The 21,692-nt window shown below is 44.1% G+C and carries 17 protein-coding genes and 1 other annotated feature; of the genes, 14 read left to right on the top strand and 3 right to left on the bottom strand.

Features of this window, described 5'->3' with window-relative positions; genetic code table 11:
• The 3 genes from HNQ41_RS12855 to ysxE all read left to right on the top strand — a co-directional run.
• On the top strand, window positions 1–871 hold an 871-nt coding region (locus tag HNQ41_RS12855), incomplete at its 5' end, for a LysM peptidoglycan-binding domain-containing protein (RefSeq protein WP_184664834.1).
• 19 nt (window positions 872–890) lie between these two features.
• Window positions 891–1,805 (top strand): hypothetical protein, encoded by a 915-nt coding sequence (locus HNQ41_RS12850; protein ID WP_184664833.1) that lies wholly within the window; start codon window positions 891–893, stop codon window positions 1,803–1,805.
• Window positions 1,802–2,845 carry a spore coat protein YsxE gene (ysxE, locus tag HNQ41_RS12845; RefSeq protein ID WP_184664832.1) on the top strand — a complete coding sequence of 348 codons (1,044 nt, stop codon included), beginning with the start codon at window positions 1,802–1,804 and terminating at the stop codon, window positions 2,843–2,845. The genes HNQ41_RS12850 and ysxE overlap by 4 nt, the downstream gene beginning before the upstream one ends.
• A gap of 48 nt (window positions 2,846–2,893) precedes the next feature.
• Here the strand turns inward: ysxE and HNQ41_RS12840 are convergent, their stop codons facing one another.
• Entirely contained in the window at window positions 2,894–3,088 is a 195-nt protein-coding gene (locus tag HNQ41_RS12840) for a hypothetical protein (protein WP_184664855.1), read from the bottom strand.
• Window positions 3,089–3,447: 359 nt separating this feature from the next.
• Window positions 3,448–3,700: a binding site (T-box leader), on the top strand.
• Between the two features lie 58 nt (window positions 3,701–3,758).
• Between HNQ41_RS12840 and HNQ41_RS12835 the strand changes: the two genes are divergently transcribed.
• From HNQ41_RS12835 to HNQ41_RS12820, 4 genes are all read left to right on the top strand, one after another.
• Complete coding sequence (locus tag HNQ41_RS12835; RefSeq protein WP_184664831.1) at window positions 3,759–6,407, top strand: valine--tRNA ligase; 2,649 nt, start codon at window positions 3,759–3,761, stop codon at window positions 6,405–6,407.
• A gap of 130 nt (window positions 6,408–6,537) precedes the next feature.
• Complete coding sequence (locus HNQ41_RS12830) at window positions 6,538–7,665, top strand: CdaR family transcriptional regulator (RefSeq protein ID WP_184664830.1); 1,128 nt, start codon at window positions 6,538–6,540, stop codon at window positions 7,663–7,665.
• A gap of 87 nt (window positions 7,666–7,752) precedes the next feature.
• Window positions 7,753–9,060 (top strand): GntP family permease, encoded by a 1,308-nt coding sequence (locus HNQ41_RS12825; RefSeq protein WP_246421679.1) that lies wholly within the window; start codon window positions 7,753–7,755, stop codon window positions 9,058–9,060.
• A 21-nt stretch (window positions 9,061–9,081) separates the two neighbouring features.
• On the top strand, window positions 9,082–10,224 hold the full coding sequence (locus HNQ41_RS12820; RefSeq protein WP_184664829.1) for a glycerate kinase: 1,143 nt from the start codon (window positions 9,082–9,084) through the stop codon (window positions 10,222–10,224).
• 11 nt (window positions 10,225–10,235) lie between these two features.
• On the opposite strand, the gene HNQ41_RS12815 is transcribed toward HNQ41_RS12820, so the two are convergent.
• Window positions 10,236–11,093 carry an ATP-grasp domain-containing protein gene (locus HNQ41_RS12815; RefSeq protein ID WP_184664828.1) on the bottom strand — a complete coding sequence of 286 codons (858 nt, stop codon included), beginning with the start codon at window positions 11,091–11,093 and terminating at the stop codon, window positions 10,236–10,238.
• The gene (locus HNQ41_RS12810) at window positions 11,090–11,995 is read right to left on the bottom strand and encodes a RimK family alpha-L-glutamate ligase (RefSeq protein ID WP_184664827.1); all 906 of its coding nucleotides are present in this window, start codon (window positions 11,993–11,995) and stop codon (window positions 11,090–11,092) included. The genes HNQ41_RS12815 and HNQ41_RS12810 overlap by 4 nt, the downstream gene beginning before the upstream one ends.
• A gap of 148 nt (window positions 11,996–12,143) precedes the next feature.
• Between HNQ41_RS12810 and HNQ41_RS12805 the strand changes: the two genes are divergently transcribed.
• The 7 genes from HNQ41_RS12805 (at window position 12,144) to HNQ41_RS12775 (ending at window position 21,654) form a co-directional block, all read left to right on the top strand.
• The gene (locus HNQ41_RS12805) at window positions 12,144–13,436 is read left to right on the top strand and encodes a bifunctional folylpolyglutamate synthase/dihydrofolate synthase (RefSeq protein WP_184664826.1); all 1,293 of its coding nucleotides are present in this window, start codon (window positions 12,144–12,146) and stop codon (window positions 13,434–13,436) included.
• A gap of 164 nt (window positions 13,437–13,600) precedes the next feature.
• Window positions 13,601–15,325: a sensor domain-containing diguanylate cyclase gene (locus HNQ41_RS12800; RefSeq protein WP_184664825.1), complete on the top strand. Its 1,725-nt coding sequence runs from the start codon at window positions 13,601–13,603 to the stop codon at window positions 15,323–15,325.
• Window positions 15,326–15,548: 223 nt separating this feature from the next.
• Complete coding sequence (locus HNQ41_RS12795; protein ID WP_184664824.1) at window positions 15,549–16,406, top strand: hypothetical protein; 858 nt, start codon at window positions 15,549–15,551, stop codon at window positions 16,404–16,406.
• Window positions 16,403–17,710 carry a hypothetical protein gene (locus tag HNQ41_RS12790; RefSeq protein ID WP_184664823.1) on the top strand — a complete coding sequence of 436 codons (1,308 nt, stop codon included), beginning with the start codon at window positions 16,403–16,405 and terminating at the stop codon, window positions 17,708–17,710. The genes HNQ41_RS12795 and HNQ41_RS12790 overlap by 4 nt, the downstream gene beginning before the upstream one ends.
• A gap of 6 nt (window positions 17,711–17,716) precedes the next feature.
• The gene (locus tag HNQ41_RS12785; protein ID WP_184664822.1) at window positions 17,717–19,393 is read left to right on the top strand and encodes a GspE/PulE family protein; all 1,677 of its coding nucleotides are present in this window, start codon (window positions 17,717–17,719) and stop codon (window positions 19,391–19,393) included.
• A gap of 16 nt (window positions 19,394–19,409) precedes the next feature.
• Entirely contained in the window at window positions 19,410–20,441 is a 1,032-nt protein-coding gene (locus HNQ41_RS12780; protein WP_184664821.1) for a type IV pilus twitching motility protein PilT, read from the top strand.
• A gap of 7 nt (window positions 20,442–20,448) precedes the next feature.
• The gene (locus tag HNQ41_RS12775) at window positions 20,449–21,654 is read left to right on the top strand and encodes a type II secretion system F family protein (protein ID WP_184664820.1); all 1,206 of its coding nucleotides are present in this window, start codon (window positions 20,449–20,451) and stop codon (window positions 21,652–21,654) included.
• Window positions 21,655–21,692 lie beyond the last annotated feature (38 nt).

The raw sequence follows: 21,692 nt of genomic DNA, 5'->3' as shown, positions 1-21,692 counted from the left end.
CGAAGAAAAGCCAGCGGCAGAACAAAGATCAGAACAAATCCAAAGTCCAGCAGAGGACGTGCGAACCGAAGAAAAGACACCATATACCGAAGAAAAGCCAGCGGCAGAACAAAGATCAGAACAAATCCAAAGTCCAGCAGAAGACGTTCGAGCGGAAGAAAAGACACCATATACCGAAGAAAAGCCAGCGGCAGAACAAAGATCAGAACAAATCCAAAGTCCAGCAGAGGACGTGCGAACCGAAGAAAAGACACCATATACCGAAGAAAAACCAGCGGCAGAACAAAGATCAGAACAAATCCAAAGTCCAGCTGAGGACGTCCGAGCTGAAGAAAAGCAAACGGGTAATGACGAAGAACCAGAAGATGAGGTCATTGAAGAAGATAAAGGTCGCGTACCTGAAGAGGCGGAAGCCAAACAAGGTGCCCCAGTTGTGAATTTGGCAAGTAAGGCAAGTGAAGAAACGGAGACGACTTCACCACAACAAATTCAACAACATTTAACATCAAATGATCGTCCGCAACAACAGGTAGAAGAAGCGACAGAAGAAGCGGCAGCGGTTTCAGAATACGAAGAAAATACAGTTGAAGAATCCGTTGATAAGCCTGTGACTAAGCCAGCACCTTCAGAGCCAGCACCTGATGGCGAAAATGAAACGGCTTCATATTTATCAAAAATCTTCTCATCCATTCATGAAGAAACGTACACGAAGTTGCGTATGTGTATTGTTCAAGAGGGAGAGTCGCTCGATACAATCGCTGAGCGTTACGATGTCTCTGTCAATGAAATCATGCGTGTGAACAGAATTAAGGAAGAACGGTTAGAAGCAGGGCAAATCTTGTATGTTCCACGTAGAAAATCGACGAGTTGATCAAGAAGGGGGTCATGATATGATTCGATTGGAAACGCTCAAAGAAGCGTACGGACTTACGGAAGCTCGTTGGGCGTCGGAAGGCCACCTTCTTACAACAGACCGAGGCGACAAACGGCTAGAGACGTGGACGGATACAGAGCTGTTACGTTGGCATACGAAATGGCGTCACGACGTTAATAAACGTTGCAGCAGTTTGTTAAACCGTATGATTCATACACAGCAAGGGGAAGAGGCGATGATTGTTCCTGGTGGCTGGCTTACAGTCCATGATGAAATTACGTCGCTTTTTTCTTACCAAGGGAAAGAAGAGCAAGCAGGCGAATTGTTTGCAGCGATGTTGAAAACAGGGGAAGATCGGGATGACACCCTCGTAGAGTCGTCACGTTTTTCATTTTCCGAACGGGATGTTGACCAGCTTCCTTCCTCTTCATTAGATCGATTTGGTCGTGACGTGTTTCAGAAGTTGGCAAAAGAAGCAAAGAATCGCTTAGATAAAGCAAATCAACTGCTAGAGAAGGTAGAGTACAAAGAACCAGTTATCGACCCTATTCAAAGCTTATCTCAAGGGCGAGAGGTGTTTCAGCATTTGTATTGGGTTGGGACGACGGAACGGCCGGAGCCGGCTTTCCGTTCGTTTCGCCGCCTCTTTTCTGAGTGGATTCAAAAGTATGGCGAAGAGTCACTGTTTCGTTTATTAGATGCGATTGATCGAATGTATCCAATAAGTGAAGAAGTACAACAACGTTTATTAGCGGAAACGTTGAAGCCGTATGAATTTGAAGAATGTGTTCGTCAGCTTGAGAAATCGTCGGAACAAGAGGAAGCATCGATTTATTTTGAGTCGTTGAATAAAGAATGGGATGAAGCGCGTTCATTACTTGAACATTTGCAATCGTGGATGGCAAAACGACGGGAGCTGATAGCGACATGAAAGATCAGCAACTTTCTGACCCAACAGGGGCTGTCCTGTTTCAGTATGATTTGTACCCTGAAGCTGTTGAAAAGTTTGGTAAGGTACGAAAGATTACGACAAAAAGAGGCGTATTTGCGTTAAAACAAACAGAGATGAATAGTGAAACACAGTCATGGTTCTTACATGTGATGCAACGACTACAGCGTGTTCACTTTCCTAGCTTTGTTCCTTTAATCCCGACAAAGTATGGCGATCCTTTCATCGTTTACCAGGAAAATGTCTACTATTTAATGCCGTGGGTTGATGCTGTTGAAAGAAAGCAATTGGCCTTTTCTCCAGAAGAAGGAATTATTGAAACGATGGCAAAACTCCACGGTGTTACGGAAAAACAACAACGTTTTGATGAAGCGGCACTTACACGTTCGTATGATTCACTTGTTGCTCGTTGGAAGAGACGGCGTGAACAGATGGAACGTTTTGCTGATCAGTTAGAGACGCAAACGTATTTGTCACCATTTGCACTCACGTTCTTAACGCATGTAGAGCGGATGATGCGTATGGCTGAGGAAGCGGAAACACACCTGCAGTCTTGGCTGGAAGGGTGTAAGGAAAAACAGCGTTATCGGAGTGTCCTTTGTCACGGGCGTATGAACCGTCAGCACGTTTTGTTTACCGACCAACATATGCCTTATGTTTTAAATTTTGAACGTGCGGTATTAGATACACCTGTACGTGATTTAGCGATTGCGTTTCGAAATGGGTTTCAAGCGGAGCCTTGGGATGATGCGGAAGGCATGCATTGGCTGACGTTGTATGAACGGCAATTTGTCTTATATGATGAAGAACGACACTTATTGCAAAGTTACTTGGCTTTTCCGGAGCCGATCTTTCGGGTGGCAGATGCGTATCGTGAACGGAAAGGCAATGGTTCGGAACTCGATTACGTGTATCATTTAGAAAGACGGATTTTGACGCTGAGTAAAATTGCACGTTTAATGAAACGAATTAGCGGCGAAAGTGAACCATCTTCTTCGAAATCATCATCAAATTCATCATAAATGTAAAAAAAGGAGGTTGCCTATTGGGTTTTGAGGCAACCTCCTTTTTTAAATCCAATCATATAAGTGTGCGATATATAATGTCGAGAAAACAGCTAAAAGAATGACATCAAATGTGGATGGGAATAAAAGTGTGCGAATGAGTTGAAAAAGGATAAGTGGGAGTAAAATTTGAAAAAATCCGTCTATAAAGCGCCTAGTCCAAAATTGAAAACGATATGATTTAAACGGTCCGTTACGCATAGCGTCTCTCCTTTCACTACACTATACGGGCAGTTGCTGATAATTTATGCATGGTAAAGTAATTTGTGTATAAATGATCTTGAAAGTGACGAGGATAGAAGGAAAGCAGGTTTGTTTTTCGTTAGGTGGCGTGTGGTTTTGCGTAAAAATTGAAGGTGTATGCGTAAATTTGGTGTGGCTTTGCGTAAAAATGATGGACGTTTGCGTAAATTTCAAGGTTGTTTGCGTAAAAATAAAGGGTCTTTGCGTAAAATCATCGATAACACCCTCATGTGCACCTAGAAAAGCCTATATTTCCAACTCCCTATTGATTCCGTCGTCGAGAAAAGGTAAAATAACCCTATATACGTCGATATTCGTAAATGATGATGACAGGGAAGAGTACATGCTGAACCCAACAGAGAGAAAAACCACGCCCAAAGGCGTTGCTGGAAGGTTTTTTTGGATGTAAGGATGGAAGGTCGCCCTCGAATCGCTTTCGTGAACGTTTGAAACAACTAGCGGAAGCCGGTGGAAACCGTTACCTTGATTGAGTGTACAGGATACGTGTAAACAAAAGCGTACCTGTAAACAAAGGTGGTACCGCGATCATCACGTCTGTTCGTCCTTTGCAGGATCAGGCGTTTTTTTTATGTCTAAAAAGAGAATACCAAAGTTTGGGAGGATGAATATGGAAAAGGAAAATCAAGAAGTGTCAATGCCGACAAAGTATAACCCGCAAGATACGGAGGCGAAATGGTATCCGTATTGGGTGAATGGCAAGTTTTTTGAAGCAACAGGTGACGAAAACAAAAAGCCTTACACGATCGTGATTCCGCCGCCGAACGTCACAGGACGTCTTCACTTAGGTCACGCGTGGGATACAACGCTTCAAGACATCATTGCTCGTGTGAAAAGAATGCAAGGTTATGACATGCTTTGGCTTCCAGGTATGGACCATGCGGGTATTGCCACACAAGCGAAAGTTGAAGGTAAGCTTCGTGAAGAAGGGCAAAACCGTCACGATTTAGGTCGTGAAAAGTTTTTAGAGAAGTCTTGGGAGTGGAAAGAAGAGTACGCTGATTTTATTCGTCAACAATGGTCAAAGCTTGGTTTATCGCTCGACTATTCCCGTGAACGTTTCACGCTAGATGACGGTTTGTCAGACGCGGTGCGTGAAGTGTTCGTTCGTTTATATGAAGAAGGGCTTATTTACCGCGGACAGTATATCATCAACTGGGACCCATCTACGAAAACGGCGCTTTCTGATATCGAAGTTGTTTACAAAGAAGTCACAGGCGCGTTTTATCATATGAAGTATCCGCTTGTAGATGGTTCGGGTCATATTGAAGTGGCAACGACTCGTCCAGAGACGATGCTCGGTGATACTGGCGTTGCCGTTCACCCTGATGATGAGCGTTATCAACATTTAATCGGTAAGAAGGTAAAACTTCCAATTGTCGGTCGTGAAATTGAAATTGTCGGCGACGATTACGTTGATATGGAATTTGGTTCTGGTGCGGTGAAAATTACACCAGCTCACGACCCAAATGACTTTGAAATCGGTAACCGTCACGGTTTTGAGCGCGTGCTTGTCATGGATGAATCCGGGACAATGAATGAGAATGCCGGAAAGTATCAAGGCATGGATCGTTTTGAATGCCGCAAGCAAATCGTCAAAGACTTACAAGAAGACGGGACGCTTTTTGAAATCGAAGAACACGTCCATCAAGTCGGTCACTCTGAGCGTAGCGATGCTGTTGTTGAACCTTATCTTTCAACACAATGGTTCGTAAAAATGGGGCCATTAGCGGATGAGGCGATTCGTCTGCAAAAGTCTGACGAAAAAGTAAACTTCGTGCCTGACCGTTTTGAAAAAACGTACTTACATTGGATCGAAAACATCCGTGACTGGTGTATTTCTCGTCAGCTATGGTGGGGGCACCGTATTCCAGCTTGGTATCACAAGGAAACGGGCGAATTGTACGTTGGTCGAGAAGAACCAGAAGACATTGAAAACTGGGAACAAGATGAAGACGTACTTGATACATGGTTTAGTTCAGCACTGTGGCCGTTTTCTACTATGGGGTGGCCAGATGAAGACGCGGCTGATTTCCAGCGTTACTACTCTACAGATGTGCTTGTAACAGGCTATGACATCATTTATTTCTGGGTTGCGCGTATGATTTTCCAAGGTATGCACTTTACAAATGAACGTCCGTTTAAAGATGTGCTTATTCACGGACTTGTGCGCGATGCGGAAGGTCGGAAGATGAGTAAGTCACTTGGAAATGGTGTCGACCCAATGGATGTCATCGACCAGTACGGCGCAGATGCGCTTCGCTTCTTCCTTGCAACAGGAAGTTCCCCAGGAAATGATTTAAGGTTCCATTGGGAGAAAGTTGAAGCGATGTGGAATTTTGGAAACAAGATTTGGAACGCATCTCGTTTTGCGCTGATGAATCTAGGGGATCTCACATATGATCAAATCGATATTAGCGGTGAGAAAACGATTGCTGACAAGTGGATCTTAACTCGCTTTGATGAAACCGTTGAACGAGTGACAGATTTCATTGAACGCTATGAATTCGGTGAAGTTGGCCGTCATTTGTATAACTTCATCTGGGATGACTTCTGTGACTGGTATATTGAAATGGCGAAATTGCCACTGAATGGTGACGATGAAGAAGCGAAACATACGACACGTTCGGTCATGGCTTACGTGCTCGATCGTACGATGCGATTATTGCACCCATTCATGCCGTTTATTACCGAGGAAATATGGCAACATTTGCCACATTCTGGCGAATCGATCAGCGTTGCTCAGTGGCCTGAAGTACAGCACCGTATGCGTTCAGAAGAAGCGGTTGCGGATATGGAGCTCTTGCAAGAAATCATCCGTTCAGTGCGTCATACTCGTGCGGAACTCGATGTGGCGATGAGTAAGCAAATTACGTTACAAGTAAATGCTAATGATGAAAATGTACTCGCTCGCCTCGAGCGTGGTCGTGCGTATTTAGAGCGCTTCTGTAATCCGGGTGAGTTGACGTTAGCGACAGGACTTCAAGCGCCTGAAAAATCACAAGTGTCGGTTCTTTCTGGTGTCGAGCTTTACTTACCATTAGAAGGATTGCTTGATTTAGATGCGGAAATCGAACGTCTTGAAGGCGAATTGAAACGTCTAGATGGTGAAGTGACGCGCGTGCAGAAAAAGTTAGCGAACGAAGGGTTTGTTAGCAAAGCACCGGCTCACGTCGTTGATGAGGAACGTGCGAAAGAAAAAGACTATATCGAGCAGCGTGAAAAAGTACAAGCACGCATCGATGAGTTAAAAGGGTAATAACAGCACAGAAGGGTCGACTCTACGTGCATGAGGCAATCAGAAATGCGGATCGCTTTCTGTTGCTCGTGCCAAAGGGTCGTCCCTTTTCTTTTTTTCGTTAGTTTATTTGAAAGGGGAGTAGATTGATTTGTTAACTGCAACAATAGCACAAGACATTGTTGAGCGAACGATGAGGATTTTGCCGTACAACATTAATGTGATGGACAATCGTGGAGAGATTATTGGCTCTGGAAATACTGAACGTTTACATACAAAGCATGAAGTGAGTCTTGAGGTGATTGAGAGAAAAGAAACGGTAGAGATTGGAGAAGAAGGTGAACGGTCTTGGCGAGGTGTGAGGCAGGGGATTAATTTGCCGATTGATTTTCAAGGTGAGGTTGTTGGGGTGGTTGGGATTACGGGGCCGCTTGAAGAGGTGTGTGGTTATGGGCAGCTTGTGAAGATGACGGCGGAGATGGTGTTGGAGCAAACGTTTTTGCAGGAGCAGCTTCAGTATGATCGGCGTATTCAGCGTGAGTTTGTGAATCAGTGGATTGAAGGTGAAGAGTTGCGTGGTCGGATGTTTAAGGAGAAGGCGAGGTTACTGGATGTGTCGTTAGTATCTTCACGTGGGGTGATGGTGTTACATCTCGTTGGTGAGTGTATAACGGATAAGCGGCGGAAGATTCAGGATATTGAAAATGCTTTGGCGTATTTGTTGTCTGATCAAGATGTGATGACGACGACGTACGATGGATATATTGTGATTGTAAAAGAGGCTGATTCGATGGACCAGTTGGTGAATGTGGCGAAGCAATGGGTCAATGCTTTGCCGATGAAGGGGGTTATTGTTGGATTAGGGGATGTATCAGCGCATGTGGAGGGTGTGTCGTTGTCTTTTCAGCAAGCGAGAGCAACGCTTAATATGGTGACAAAATTAAATAAGCAAGGTGTGGTTTTCCGTTATGATGATTTTCAGTTAGAGTCTCTTCTTTCTGATATGTGGCAACATATTGATGAACGTGAGCGGTTATTTCCATTCATGAATGAGTTATTTCGAGTTAATGGCCAACGAGATTTGCTCGATACTTTGGAAGCATATATCGCATGTGATGGTCGTGTGCAAGAGACGGCTGAACGTTTATATATTCATCGAAATACCCTGCACTATCGGCTTGAGAAAATAAAAGAGGTGACAGGGAAGGACCCGCGGCAATTGACAGATCTATTTGCTCTTTATTTTGCGATCTTGGTAGAGAAATTAAAAGAGAAGTAAAGGTGACGCAATTGCACAATAAAAATAATATTTCATGAAATAAATATGTTCAGTCGCACAATGAAAACGTTTATAAAAGCGCTTACAATGAAATTACAACATAAAACAGAACATGAAAGTGAGGTTATCATCATGGAAGTAAGCGCTTTAGGAGCTATTATCGCACTCGTCATCGCAATTGGACTTATATTACGAAAGGTACCTCCTGTATACGCGCTCGTTCTTGGCGCGATTGTTGGAGGGTTGCTCGGCGGGGCGGGGCTAACGACGACCGTTGAGTTAATGATAGGAGGGGCAGAAGGGATCATTCCTGCGGTATTACGGATTTTAGCAGCTGGTGTGCTTGCAGGGGTGTTAATTGAGTCAGGAGCGGCTGCATCATTGGCTGAAGGCGTCGTTCGTCGTCTCGGTGAGAAGAAGGTGCTGTTTGCGCTTGCTTTAGCAACGATGGTTTTGACGGCTGTTGGTGTGTTTGTCGATATCGCGGTGATCACGGTTGCGCCGATTGCGTTAGCGATTGCACAAAAAGCGAATTTGTCTCGAACGGCCATTCTTTTGGCAATGATCGGTGGTGGTAAAGCGGGTAATGTCATGTCGCCGAACCCGAATACGATTTCCATCGCGGAAGCCTTTGATGTGCCACTGACATCTGTGATGGCGGCTGGTGTTGTACCAGGGTTGTTTGGGTTAGCGGCAACGTACATCATCGCAAAACGATTAACGAAAAAAGGGACGATGGTTGGGGTTGAAGATGTTCAAGAATCGTCAGACGAAGCGCGACCATCGATTTTCACAGCGCTTGTTGCGCCGCTGATAGCGATTTTACTGCTCGTATTGCGTCCTGCTTTCGGAATTGAGGTCGATCCAATGATTGCCTTACCTGCTGGTGGTATTATTGGTGCGATCGCAATGGGGAAAGTGACAAAAATCAATACGTATATTGTATCAGGTTTAAATAAAATGTCAGCGGTTGCCGTGTTGTTACTTGGAACTGGAACGGTAGCGGGAATTATTTCGAATTCGGACTTAAGTGAAATGATGATCAGTGGCATTGAATTTCTCGGGTTACCAAGTTATGCCCTTGCACCTGCTTCTGGGATTTTCATGTCGGCAGCGACGGCTTCAACAACCGCAGGTGCGGTTGTCGCAAGTGGTGTATTTAGCTCGACATTACTAGAATTAGGTGTTGCTGGCTTGGCTGGGGCGGCGATGATGCACGCAGGAGCCACAGTACTCGACCACATGCCACACGGAAGTTTCTTCCACGCGACAGCGGGCAGTGTGTTGATGAGTATTCAAGAACGCCTAAAACTGATTCCTTATGAATCACTTGTCGGATTGGTGATCGCGGTGATTTCAACGCTCATGTTCGGTGTCTTTCAGTTCTTTGTTTAACGACATTTAGGAGGGAATTCTATGAAAATCGTATTGGCACCAGATTCATTTAAAGAAAGTTTGACAGCGCTTGAAGCGGCGGAAGCGATGAAAGCAGGGTTTCAACAAGTTTTCCCAGATGGGGATTACGCCTTGTGTCCGATGGCTGATGGTGGTGAAGGGACGGTGCAGTCGCTTGTTGATGCGACAGGTGGTACGTTTATCTATCGTCGGGTTACTGGCCCTTTAATGGAGCCTGTTGATGCTTACTTCGGCTTATCGGGCGATGGGAAAACCGCAGTCATTGAAATGGCGCAAGCTTCGGGGTTAGATTTAGTTCCTGCTGATAAGCGAAACCCTATGCTTACGACGACAAAAGGGACAGGTGAATTAATCGCCGCTGCGTTAGATGAAGGGGTAGAACGGATCGTTGTTGGTATCGGTGGGAGTGCGACCAATGACGGTGGGACAGGTATGGTGCAAGCATTAGGCGTTCGCTTATTAGATGAGCGTGGTGAAGAGATAGCTGGTAGGGGTGCTCACCTCCAGCGCTTGAAAACGATCGATACGAGTGGATTGGACTCGCGTTTGGCAAACGTGCGCATTGATGTTGCTTGTGATGTTAACAATCCACTGACAGGTTCAAATGGGGCGGCGTATATATATGGGCCGCAAAAGGGTGCAACAGAGGAGCAAGTGCGTGAATTAGATGTTGCCCTTGGCCATTATGCAAACGTGATGAAAGAACAGTTGCAAAAAGATGTCGCCGATATTAATGGTGCCGGTGCCGCGGGCGGTCTCGGTGCTGGATTGCTAGCGTTTTTGGATGCGAACCTTATGCGCGGTGGCGACCTTGTCATTGATACCGTAAATCTCGCTGAGAGGGTTGAAGGAGCTGACCTTGTCATCACAGGAGAAGGTGGCATCAATGAACAAACGGTGTTTGGAAAAACACCGATTTGTGTGGCGCGCGTTGCAAAACAGTTTGATATTCCGGTGATTGCGATTGCAGGGAGCTTGAGCAAAGGTTATGAGTCGGTGTATGACGCAGGCATTGATGCGGTATTTAGCTCTGTGTCCGGTATTATGTCGCTAGAAGAGGCGAAACAACAAGCGCACGAGCAAGTTCAACAAACGGCTGAAAATGTTGCGCGAATCATCAAGTTAACCAAAGCCGAATCGTAAATCAATCATGCTCACATTGTTGATAGCGTTTTTTCAACATGGTCGATAAATACTTCTGCGATATTGATATCACTGTTTTGATATAAACTTCTCGCTCCTGCTGCATCTTCGATTTCGTTAAATAACAATCCGCCGTGCTCGTCGAATATATAATCGATGCTCACGTAATCGGCGTTTAGCGATTTAGCGAGATTTTCGGTCATGTTTGTTTCAAATCTCGTTAACTTGTAAAGTTCACTTGTGCCACCGAGTGAAATGTTCGATTTGAAATCATGTTCGTTTTGACGTAAGACAGCGGCGACGACGTGTCCTCCGACGACGAAGACGCGTACATCTTTACCAGGCTGTGGACCGAGCGGTTGGCTGATTACGAGATCAGGCAGCTGCTCGTAAACACTGTGCCACATTTTAATATTTTCGACTAACCAAACCGATGTTCCACCGCGACCGTACACGTCTTTGATGACGAAAGGATACGGTCGTGGTGGAGCATTTTTGTTTAAGTCTTGTTTTTGCCACACTTCAAAATCTAGCATCGGGATGTCTAGTTTGGCGGCGAATTCAGCGGCGCGAGCCTTGTGATTTGCGATATAAGAAACGGACGCCGGATTGAAAACGCGAATGTCTTTTCTTTCCATAACGGAAGCGAGTCGGTCATCTAATGAGCGGTTCAAGACGTAGGTTGGCAGTGGTGCGTTTGCGTTGATGTGTGATTTGTCGTCTTGGTACTGGATGTTTTCGTGATCGATAAGGTGTAGGGTTCCGCCTCGGTTTGAGGCGGCTTGTTGTAGTTGGTTGATGAAAAATTGGTTTCGTTTTGCTTCTTGTTTTGGGTAGATGAGCCAGCCTGTTTGGTTTTTGAGGGTCATGATGGGTCCTCCAGTTGTTGTATGATGTGTTCGAGCATTGGGTTGGCGACGTCGGTGCCTGTACATTCGTAGATGCTGCGGATGTGTGGGTTGCTGTTAATTTCGCAAAGGATGGGTCCGTTTGGTCCGAATAGTAAGTCGACGCCAGCGAAATCGGCGTTTACGGCTTCTGCTGCTTTGATTGCGAGTGTGTGTTCTTGTTCGTTTGGTTCATAGGGCTCGGTGGCGCCTCCTGCGGTGACGTTTGCGCGAAAGTCTGCTTTTGATGTTCGTGCCATGGCCGCGACGACTTTGCCACCGATGACGTTTAGGCGGATGTCTCGTCCGTAGCTTGTTTCGATGCTTTCTTGGAAAAGGATGTCTTTTCCGGCTGTTTGTTTGACGACTTCTAGAAGAGTCTGGTGGTCGGTGATTCGGTATACTTGTTGGCCGAAAGATCCATAGGCTTCTTTCATGATCAGTGGGTATCCGAGTTGTTCGGCGATATGTTCGTAAGCGGATGTTTCGATGATTGGGATACCGCTAAAAACATTTGGTGCTAGGATTGTTTTCGGTACGGGGAGTCCTGCTTTTGCTAATGCTTCGTGCATCTTTCCTTTATGGTCGCAAAGGTCGATCGCCTCCGCTTGATTAAATACAGGAATGTTTGCTTGCTGTAGCGTTCGTGCTAGTGCAACGTCTTTATCGGCCATATGTACAAAGTCTGGTATCGGATAGGCTGTTGTCATTTCCCATGAGCGTGTCCCATTGTGATCAATCGTCGTGAGGATGTGATGATTTGCGACTAAATGAATGTCGATGTTATATGACTTTGCAGCCTGTTGGATCCATCGTCCGTAATCGAGAAATTTTTCTGTTTTTAAGTTTCCGTTATAAATGACCCATCCTGTTAAACGTGCCATGTTGTTCTCCTTCCTGATTGTGCCCGGTCATACGTGTTGCTTGTTGTTGACGGGGACATTTGCTACTATCAATCTTAAATAGGTTTGTTTTCCTTAAGTACCGTTATTTTAACACGATTTTTTAGTGATAGAGAGGAGAATGAAACAAATGACCGTTCAAACAGTTGAAGCATTCTTAAGAGAAAAACAAACAATAGGTATGGATTTTGAAGGGGATCGTTTGACGAAAATTTTAGCGAAATTAGATCACCCAGAGAGAAAAGTACGAGTGATTCACGTTACAGGTACAAACGGAAAAGGGTCAACTGTAGCGATGTTTACATCGATTTTACAAGAGGCGGGTTTTAAAGTCGGGGCGTTTACGAGTCCGGCGCTCGAGTCAGAACGAGAGCAAATTTCCATTAATGGTGAATGGATCACAGAGGAAGATTTTTTTACTTGTGTGAAAAAGGTGCAATCGGCGGTTGAAGAGGTTGAGGCGAATGATCAGACGACTGTTACGTCCTTTGAATGGCTGACACTTATTGCGCTTTACTATTTTTCGGTATATTCGCCTGTCGATATTGCGATCATCGAAACGGGTTTAGGCGGAGAAAAAGACGCGACAAATGTTGTGTATCCTCTTCTTTCGGTGATTACAAATGTAGCATTTGACCATACACATATTCTCGGTGATTCTGTCGCGCAAATTGCTAAGGAAAAAGCAGGAATCATTAAAAATGGGGTTCCGGTTTTTACGGCGGCTACTGGTGAGGCGTTGCCTGTGATTGAACGTGAGGCAAAAGCAAAGCATGCGCCTGTTTATCAAGCTTTAACTTCAGCAAATGTGCAGATGATTAGCCATGATTTATCTGGATTACGTATGTCGTATCATTCTACTTACAGTAAACGAGACGAGCTTTTCATTCCGCTCAAAGGCGAGTATCAACTGGAAAATGTTGCTACTGTTCTTATGAGTCTTGATTATTTGAAGATGTTTCTTGCTTTTCTTATTGATGATGAAGACGTAGAAAGGGGCTTGCGTTCAGTCACGATACCAGGAAGGTTTGAGCAAGTCAGCGAGCAACCGAATATTATTTTAGATACGGCTCATAATGTATCTGCAATTTCTCATACGCTTAAAACGGTAAGGTCGGTGTACCCTGAACAAGAGATTCATATTTTATTTGCATCGATGGCAGATAAAAATAATAAAGGAATGTTAAAAAAAGCTGAGCATGCGTCTGCTTCGTTAACAGTGACGTCGTTTGCATCGGAGAGGGCAGCGCCTGTGTCTGATTTACTGAATCAAATTGAGCACGCGGCGAAGGTTGGTTCGATCGCTGAAAGTCAAGAAGCAGTCGTCGAATGGACAAAAAAAGTCCCGGAAAATGCTGTCGGGGTGGTTACAGGTTCACACGCATTTATTGCATCCGTGCGAAGGTTTTTGACACATTCTTAAATGGGTATAGACGAAGTAGGAACGAGTAACGGTGGCTCGTTCCTTTTCACTTGTTTAAAATCAATTCAAAATGCGTAGTCTATGTGGTAAAATTATACTACTAAAGTTCGTAGTGCTTTTGTCGGTGACTGCGTGTGTTAATGATCGTTTGGGGGATGGGCCAAATGGGAAAAAGGTGGCAACAGGTAGTTTGGATTATTTGGATGGTTGTTTTCATCAGTTTTCATTTTCTATTTATCGAGTTTGCATACGAACAAGTCGTTGCGGAAATATGGCCAATTGTTGCGTTTTTATTTCTGATTATTCTTGCTTCTTTATTTCCGATTCAAGTTCGAAAAGCAAATATCGTACCGTTACAAGGGATTTCACTGGCAGTCTTTTTACAATATGGGTTGTTTATAGAAATCTTCATTACACAAATCGGGTTGTTTACTGCCCTTTTCTCTCTGCGTTTATCTAGAAAAGAAGCATACAGGTTCCCGTTAAACTCTCTCATGTTTATTGTTGTCTCGTTGTTGTCTGCAAATGTCTTTTACCTTTTAGGGGGTACCGTAGGGCAAACGTCCCCGGATGTGTTGGCAGAGAATACGATTCCTATTTTGGGTTATGTTTCCATATCTTTTTTCACAAATCACGTGTTGATTTATATCGTAAGAAACGTTTTTATGAAAATAAAAGATCCATTTTGGGACCGTAGCATGCAGTTGGAAACACTCTCCTTTGTTTTGATCATACCGGTTGTGGTTTCATTGAGTCTTTTATTTTATGAAATTGGAACACTGGCTGTATTCCTCATCGGTATCCCTCACGTAAGTTTGTCGCTGATTTTAAGGATGTATAACCAAAGTGAACAAACGAATCAATTCTTGAAAAAAGCAAGTGAATTTGGTTACAAAGTAAATAAAGGGATGACGAAGACAAAGATCGTTGATATGTTTTTAGATCATGTAACGTCTTTATTCGATGTTGAGCAGGCGTATATTTATGAGCGTGACCAAAAAAATGAACGCCTCCGCTTGTTACGTACTTATGGTGATGATTCCGACCGTGACGAGGTGACAACGCGAGCAGTCGACCCTGTCATTAACAATGTGTTTAAAACGCGTAAGTCGAAGCTATTTACAAATATACCTCGCGATAAACGCGGTTTTTACGATCCCTTTTTTTATGAAGGGGTTCGCTCGGTAATAGCGGTGCCAGCGGTTCGAGATCAACATGTCGTGAGTGTCATTCTTTTACAAACAAGTGGGAAACGTAAATATGAAACAAAAGATTTGATGGTGTTAGAGTTAATGGCGAATTACTTGGCAGTAGCAACGGAAAATGCTCGTATTTATCAAGAGAAGAAGAGTCAAAGTGAGCGTTGTGCGCTGACGAATTTATATAATTATCGTTATTTAGAAAATGTGTTAAGAGGAAAAGATGATGAGGACAGAAGCCAAGACCAAGAGCCTTTTTCGATCTTGCTTATTGATTTAGATCATTTTAAGCGTATTAACGATACTTACGGTCACTACAGTGGAAATGAAATTCTTTGCCAAGTTGCTGAGGTTTTACAAGATATTGTCGGGGAAAAGGGGGTCGTTACTCGTTATGGTGGTGAGGAGTTTGTGATTCTATTAGAAGGTGCGACTTTATCGGATGGTTATATGCTTGCTGAAAAACTTCGCGTGCAATTAGAAAACCATTCATTTACCATCTCAGATGATTTAAGTAAAAGTAGTGGCGCAAGAACCGTTTCATTGACAGTGAGTGTTGGCGTTGCCTCAAACGAAACATCGGATACTTCAGCGATGGAAGTGTTGCGCCAGGCGGACCGCGCAATGTACACAGGTGCGAAACAAAAAGGAAGGAACCGTGTGGCTGTCTATGAAAAGTCTGCTCTTTAACTTGAAGTGAATGTCGTCATTCACCAAATACGTGAAATTTTTGATGCTGTCCATAATCTTCCGTCATCAACATTGTCGTTCTTGATGTGAAGGGGGCAGTCTTTATTTTCTTTTCTAATGTCCGTCATTGATATAAAATAGAAAGATGATATGAATTGTCACGATGTGATAAAAAAAGGGGGGAATCGACATAGAGGTCGTAATTTTTGCTATCGGAAGCGCATTGATTTTATTCATATTTTTGTTATTACCTCGTTGGTTTGACCGGAAGACGATGCTACAAACCGGCGTTGTTACGATCCTCATTACGACGTTATCGATGCTCTTATTTATCGAGTATAGCGTGTTGCTTGGTATCGTGGCTTTCTTTCTTTTAGCTTCTCTTTTTGCCTATGGTGTAGCGCGTAAACAAATTGCTCATGAACAAGAACATCAACATGAGGACCGGTCTTTTTCATTACAAAGTACCTCTAAGATGGCGAACGAGATTTCACATTCTGAACATAAAAAAGAACCTGAGGTTGAAAGTGAAAGGGATTTAGCCCCCCATCCATTACAAGAAGAGGGCGTTCAAGAACAATTACAACAGTCGGCGATCGATGAGCTCGTCGAGCGTACGTATGAGGAAGTGGAAGTAGACCACCCTACAGCCGATGATCAATCTTTCCCAAATGAAGAAGATAGCGATGATGAGGAAGACGACGAAAAAGAATGGAATATGAACCCACAAGAAAGAGGTCGTTCCTTGTTATTGTATGATGAACAAGACCTTGATGAGAGTAATCAAGACGAAGGGGATAGTGAGGAAACTTTATATCCGCGTATGAGAAGTACAACAGAAGAAGAGGATGTTTCTGTGTTCTCGGAAAGTGAAGACAAGTCCTTATTGTTTGAGGAAGATGGTCTTGATCGGGACGAAGACGACCTCATTAATGAATACTTGCAAACAGAAGGTGAACAAAAAACGAGCCAAGAATCAGAAGAAACTCATAACGATACGAGTGAAAACGAATCACACTTTCAAGTCAATCGTCGTCGCCAGCTATTTCAACAGTTAGAAAAAGGGGAGGGCCAATCATGACAGAAACAAAAAAATATTTTTTCCTCGCTTTTTCACTGATCACTGCTGCTGGTATGGCTCTGTTTTTATTTTTTACATCGACGACAGCAGCTTATGAAAGGTGGGTTGTAGGGGAACCAACGTTTTCGCAAGGAGAGCAGATAGCAGGTATTGATATTGGGGGCATGACTGTAGAAGAAGCAGCAGAAATGCTCGAAGAGTGGGCAGAGATTTCACACCCTTCTCCACTCGTAGAAGTTGCTTTCTTTGATGAAGATCAACACCTTTCTCATTCTGCTGTGACTATTGATGTCCCGCAAACGGTTGAAGAAGTGATGGAGGGTACTCGCGAAACTTGGTCCGTTGATATTGACCGCCAGGAAGTTGAGGCTGTATTGAACACGATCGATTATGAGGCCTTAAGTAAAGTGAATCTTACTGATGTCGTCATTGATGAGGTCAAAGAACGTCTTACGTTCGATGTCAATGACACAGTTGTGGTCGACCTTAATGAGTTATTACCCGATGAGCTAAAGCGGGAGACAACTGTCGTTGCCAGTGTGGAACGGAGAATTACAGATGCATCGACAGTCGGACCATGGTTAGAATCTCTCGATGGTACGAAAGTGGAAGGCCATTCAATCTTTTCCTTACTGAATGCTTTAGAAGAAGCTGGCATCCATGCTTGGGAAGGTGACGCGTTAAATACGGTTGGTTCGATCGTTTATGAACTACTTTTGCAAACAAACATGCAAGTCGTTGACCGTGAGACCAATGAAACGTTGCCAGAAACTTTACCGCTCGGATTTGATGTATATTTAAACCCAAGTCGCCAAGGCCTCATTATTGATAACATAAATGTGAACGACTATGAATTAACATTTACTCAACAAGGTGAAAGGATCAACGCTGAACTTATTGGTCCAGATTTTCCGCACGAATTTCGCGTGCGAATCAGTGAGGAGCAAATGATTGATCCAAGGACGATTGTGCGAAGAAATGACTCTCTTCACCGAACGTCTCAGATTGTTCGTCATGGTGAACAGGGGGCGTTTGCCGTTGTTGAACGACGACGCATTAATGAGCAAAAAGAACGGATTGAAACTGAGACGATTTCTGAGGACTTTTACTCGCCAGTTCATCATATTGAAGAACGCTCACAAGGGGCATTTGATGATGACGTAGACGAAGAGGAAGCACTTGAAGAAGAAACTGGTTCTTCTGATGAGGAGAAAGAGGAAAAGTCAGATGAAAATGATGAGGCCGATGATGAAGCTGATGAAGATGATGAGGAAGAGCCATTGCCAATAAAAGGGTATGATTAGGAGGAGATGATGGCACAAACACGTAAACGTCTCGGTGACTTGCTCGTTGAAGCGGGAATGATCACTGAAGAGCAAGTTAAAGAAGCGCTCAACAATAAAAAGCCAGATCAAAAGCTCGGCGATGTGTTATTGGAATTAGGGTTTATAACCGAGCAACAGCTTATTGAAGTGCTTGAATTTCAATTGGGTATTCCGCACGTATCGCTCAATCGCTACCCGATTGATTCATCGGTCGTAAAACTCATTTCCAAAGATTTTGCCCGTCGTAACGGATTGATCCCTTTAAAACGCGAAGGAGATAAGTTGATGGTTGCGATGGCGGATCCCATGGACTATATCGCAGTTGACGACTTGAAAATGGCTACGGGCTTTCAGATTGAAACGGCGATTGCCTCAAAACAAGACATCTTTAAAGCGATTTATAAATATTACGACATCCAAGAATCCTATGACCAAATGCAAGTTGAGGAAGGTGATGGGGCTGATTCGTTTTTGAATCCGAATGCGCTTGTCGATGATGACGATGAAGCGCCTGCAATCCGGCTTGTTAACCAAATCTTACTACAAGGGTTAAAGCAACAAGCCAGTGATATTCATATCGATCCACATGAGAAAAAAGTGCTGATTCGTTACCGTGTAGACGGTATGTTGCAAACAGAGCGTGCGATACCGAAAAGTATGCAAAACTCGTTAATTGCGCGAGTGAAAATCATGGCGAACTTGAATATTACTGAAACGCGCTTGCCGCAAGATGGGCGTGTGAAAGTATCGATGGATGGTGGTCCTGTAGATTTGCGTATTGCCACGTTGCCAACAGTGTTTGGTGAAAAAATCGTGATTCGAATTCTTGATTTAAATCAAGCGATCACCAATTTATCGCAACTAGGTTTTAATTCGATTCATTTTGAACGCTTTCGCAAACTTTTAAAACAACCGTCAGGAATGATTTTACTTACAGGTCCAACGGGATCAGGGAAAACATCAACGTTATATGCGGCGTTAAATCATTTGAATACGGATGATGTCAATATTGTCACGGTTGAAGATCCTGTGGAGTACCAAATTGAAGGGATTAACCAAGTTCAAGTGAACAGTGATGTCGGCTTAACGTTTGCGACTGGCTTGCGCTCGATTTTACGGCAAGACCCAAATATTGTCATGGTCGGTGAAGTCCGCGACAGGGAAACAGCAGAAATTGCAGTGCGTGCCTCGTTAACAGGGCACCTCGTGTTCAGTACGTTACATACGAACAACGCGATTGCGACGATTCCACGTTTAATTGATATGGGTGTTGAACCGTTTCTCGTTATGTCTTCATTGAGCGGCATTGTTGCCCAGCGTCTTGTGCGACGAATTTGCCAAGATTGTATAACGTCTTATGAGGTTACAGAAGAAGAACGTGCGGTCTTTGAGCGGCGAGGGATTGACGTTGAGACGCTTTATTACGGACAAGGCTGTCCATCTTGTCAGCATACTGGTTATGCAGGTAGAATGGCGGTCCATGAAATGTTCCTCGTTGACGATGAGGTGCGTCGACTCGTGTTAAATCATGAGCCTATGTCTAAAGTGCGCGAACATGCATTAAAAAACGATATGATCTTTCTTATTGAAGATGGGCTTCTTAAAGCGAAACAAGCAGAGACGACATTACAAGAAGTACTCCGTATCGCGATGGACGACTAAGTGGAGGTGTGTGTTGATGAAAGACCAGTTAAACGAGTGGTTAACGAAAGCTTTTGAAACAGGGGTATCCGACGTTCATTTTACGGTCGGTCAGCCACCGATTTTTCGAATAAATGGTGAACTTGAGAAGCAAGGTGAACGCCTTTTAAAACCAGAAGAAACAGAAGCGATGGCAAAAGCTGTGTTGTCAGAGCCTCTTTGGAATCAATTTTTAAAGCAAGGGGATATTGATTTTTCTTATGGAATTCGTGGAGTATCTCGTTTTCGGATGAATGCTTATTTTCAGCGAGGGTGTGTGAGTCTTGCAGTGCGGGTGATTCCAACCGAAGTTCCTACCCTCGAGGACTTAAAGTTGCCGAATGTGTTGAAAAAAGTGGCGGAAAAGCCTTCTGGGCTCGTGCTCGTCACTGGACCAACCGGCTCAGGAAAGTCAACGACGATGGCGGCGATGGTCGATCATATTAATAAGACGATGAAACGGCACGTGATTACGCTAGAAGATCCAATCGAGTATTTACATCGTCATCATCATTCAATTATCGATCAACGGGAAATCGGTTTTGACGCGAAAAACTTTTCAAGTGGATTACGGGCGTCGTTACGACAAGACCCTGATGTGATTCTCGTAGGGGAAATGCGTGACCTAGAGACGATTTCAACGGCGCTAACGGCGGCTGAGACAGGACACTTAGTGCTTGGTACGTTACATACGACAAGTGCGGCGAAAACGATCAATCGAATTATTGATATTTTCCCTTCGGATCAGCAAGGACAAACGCGTATTCAATTGGCATCTGTACTGTCTGCTGTTATCGCGCAACAGTTATTTCCTTTAAAAGGTGGCGAAGGGCGAACCGCCGCAACAGAAATATTACTGAATTATCCTGCTGTTGCGAACTTAATTCGCAATGAAAAAGTCCATCAGATTGAAAATGTGATGCAGACGAGCCGCTCTGAAGGGATGCATACGATGAAGATGGATATCCAACGTCTCATCAGCGAAAATAAAGTGAGCGAATCGAAAGCAACTTCAATGTTAAGTGAGTGATCACACGATGCCGACCTTTTATTATGAAGGACGTAACCGTTACGGGAAACGGGTAAAGGGAAAACAAAAAGCACAATCGGAACAAGACGCCCGTGACTTGTTGAAGGAAAATAAAGTGATTGTAATGCAATTAAAGGAGCTAGATTCTTGGCTCTATAAAGAAGTGAATGTGGCGAGAAGTGTGAAGGCGAAAGATTTTATTGTTTATTTGCGCCAGTTCTCTACGCTTCTAAAAGCAGGTGTCACGATCGTTGATGCCAATGATATTCTTGCAGAACAGACAGAGAGTAAAGCGTTGAAACGTGTACTGCGCGATGTTTCGGAAGAGCTGCGAGCGGGAAATAGATTATCAGAGGCTGCTGAAAAACATCCACGTGTTTTTCCTACTATGTTTACGAATATGATGCGCGCAGGTGAAGCGGGCGGGAACTTGGACGAGATTCTTGAGCGACTCGCTGACGATTATGAAAAGCAATTTGAAACGAGACAAAAGATGATTTCTGCAGTCTCTTATCCAGCTGTTGTTGCCGCTGTTGCTTTGGTGATTGTGAGTTTCTTACTCACATTTGTCGTCCCGTCATTTACGTCGATGTTTGCGGATTTTGATTCAGAATTACCTTGGATTACGACGTTTGTTTTGACACTTGGTGAGGGAATGCAGCGCTTTTGGTGGTTGATGCTTCTTGTCGTTGTTGGCGTTGGTGTCGGTTTATTTTATGCTCGTCGGTCTGAACGTGGACGTTGGTATTTCGATTATTGGCTATTGAAGATTCCCATCGTTGGTCCTTTGGTGCAAAGAGCGATTCTTGCCCGTATGGCCCGGACGTTCAGCGCGTTACTCGCCAGTTCGGTTCCAATTTTGCAAGCGACGATGATCGTTGAGCGGATTGTTCAAAATGAGATTATCGCCTCAGTGATTCGGGAGATCCGTGCGTCGCTTGAAAAGGGAGATTCGATGACGGTACCGATGGAAAAGCACTGGATTTTTCCTTCATTAGTTACGCAAATGGTTCGTGTAGGAGAAAAGTCAGGGGTTCTAGATGAGATGCTCGCTAAAGTCGCTGATTTTTATGAGGCGGAAGTTGACCATGCAACTGATCGGATGAAAACGATGTTAGAACCTCTACTCATTGTTGTATTGTCTGTTGTCGTTGGGGTGATCGTCGCTTCAATTGCGATCCCGATGTTTGAAATCTTTGATTCTGTTGGGTAATGAGGGATAGATTGACAGTAGTTATTTAGGCGGATTTA

Origin of the sequence: Texcoconibacillus texcoconensis, from assembly GCF_014202575.1 — a bacterium.
Taxonomy (GTDB): Bacteria; Bacillota; Bacilli; order Bacillales; family Salisediminibacteriaceae; genus Texcoconibacillus; species Texcoconibacillus texcoconensis.
The sequence above is the reverse complement of the archived record's forward strand: the minus strand, read 5'-3'. Positions and strand labels throughout refer to the sequence as shown.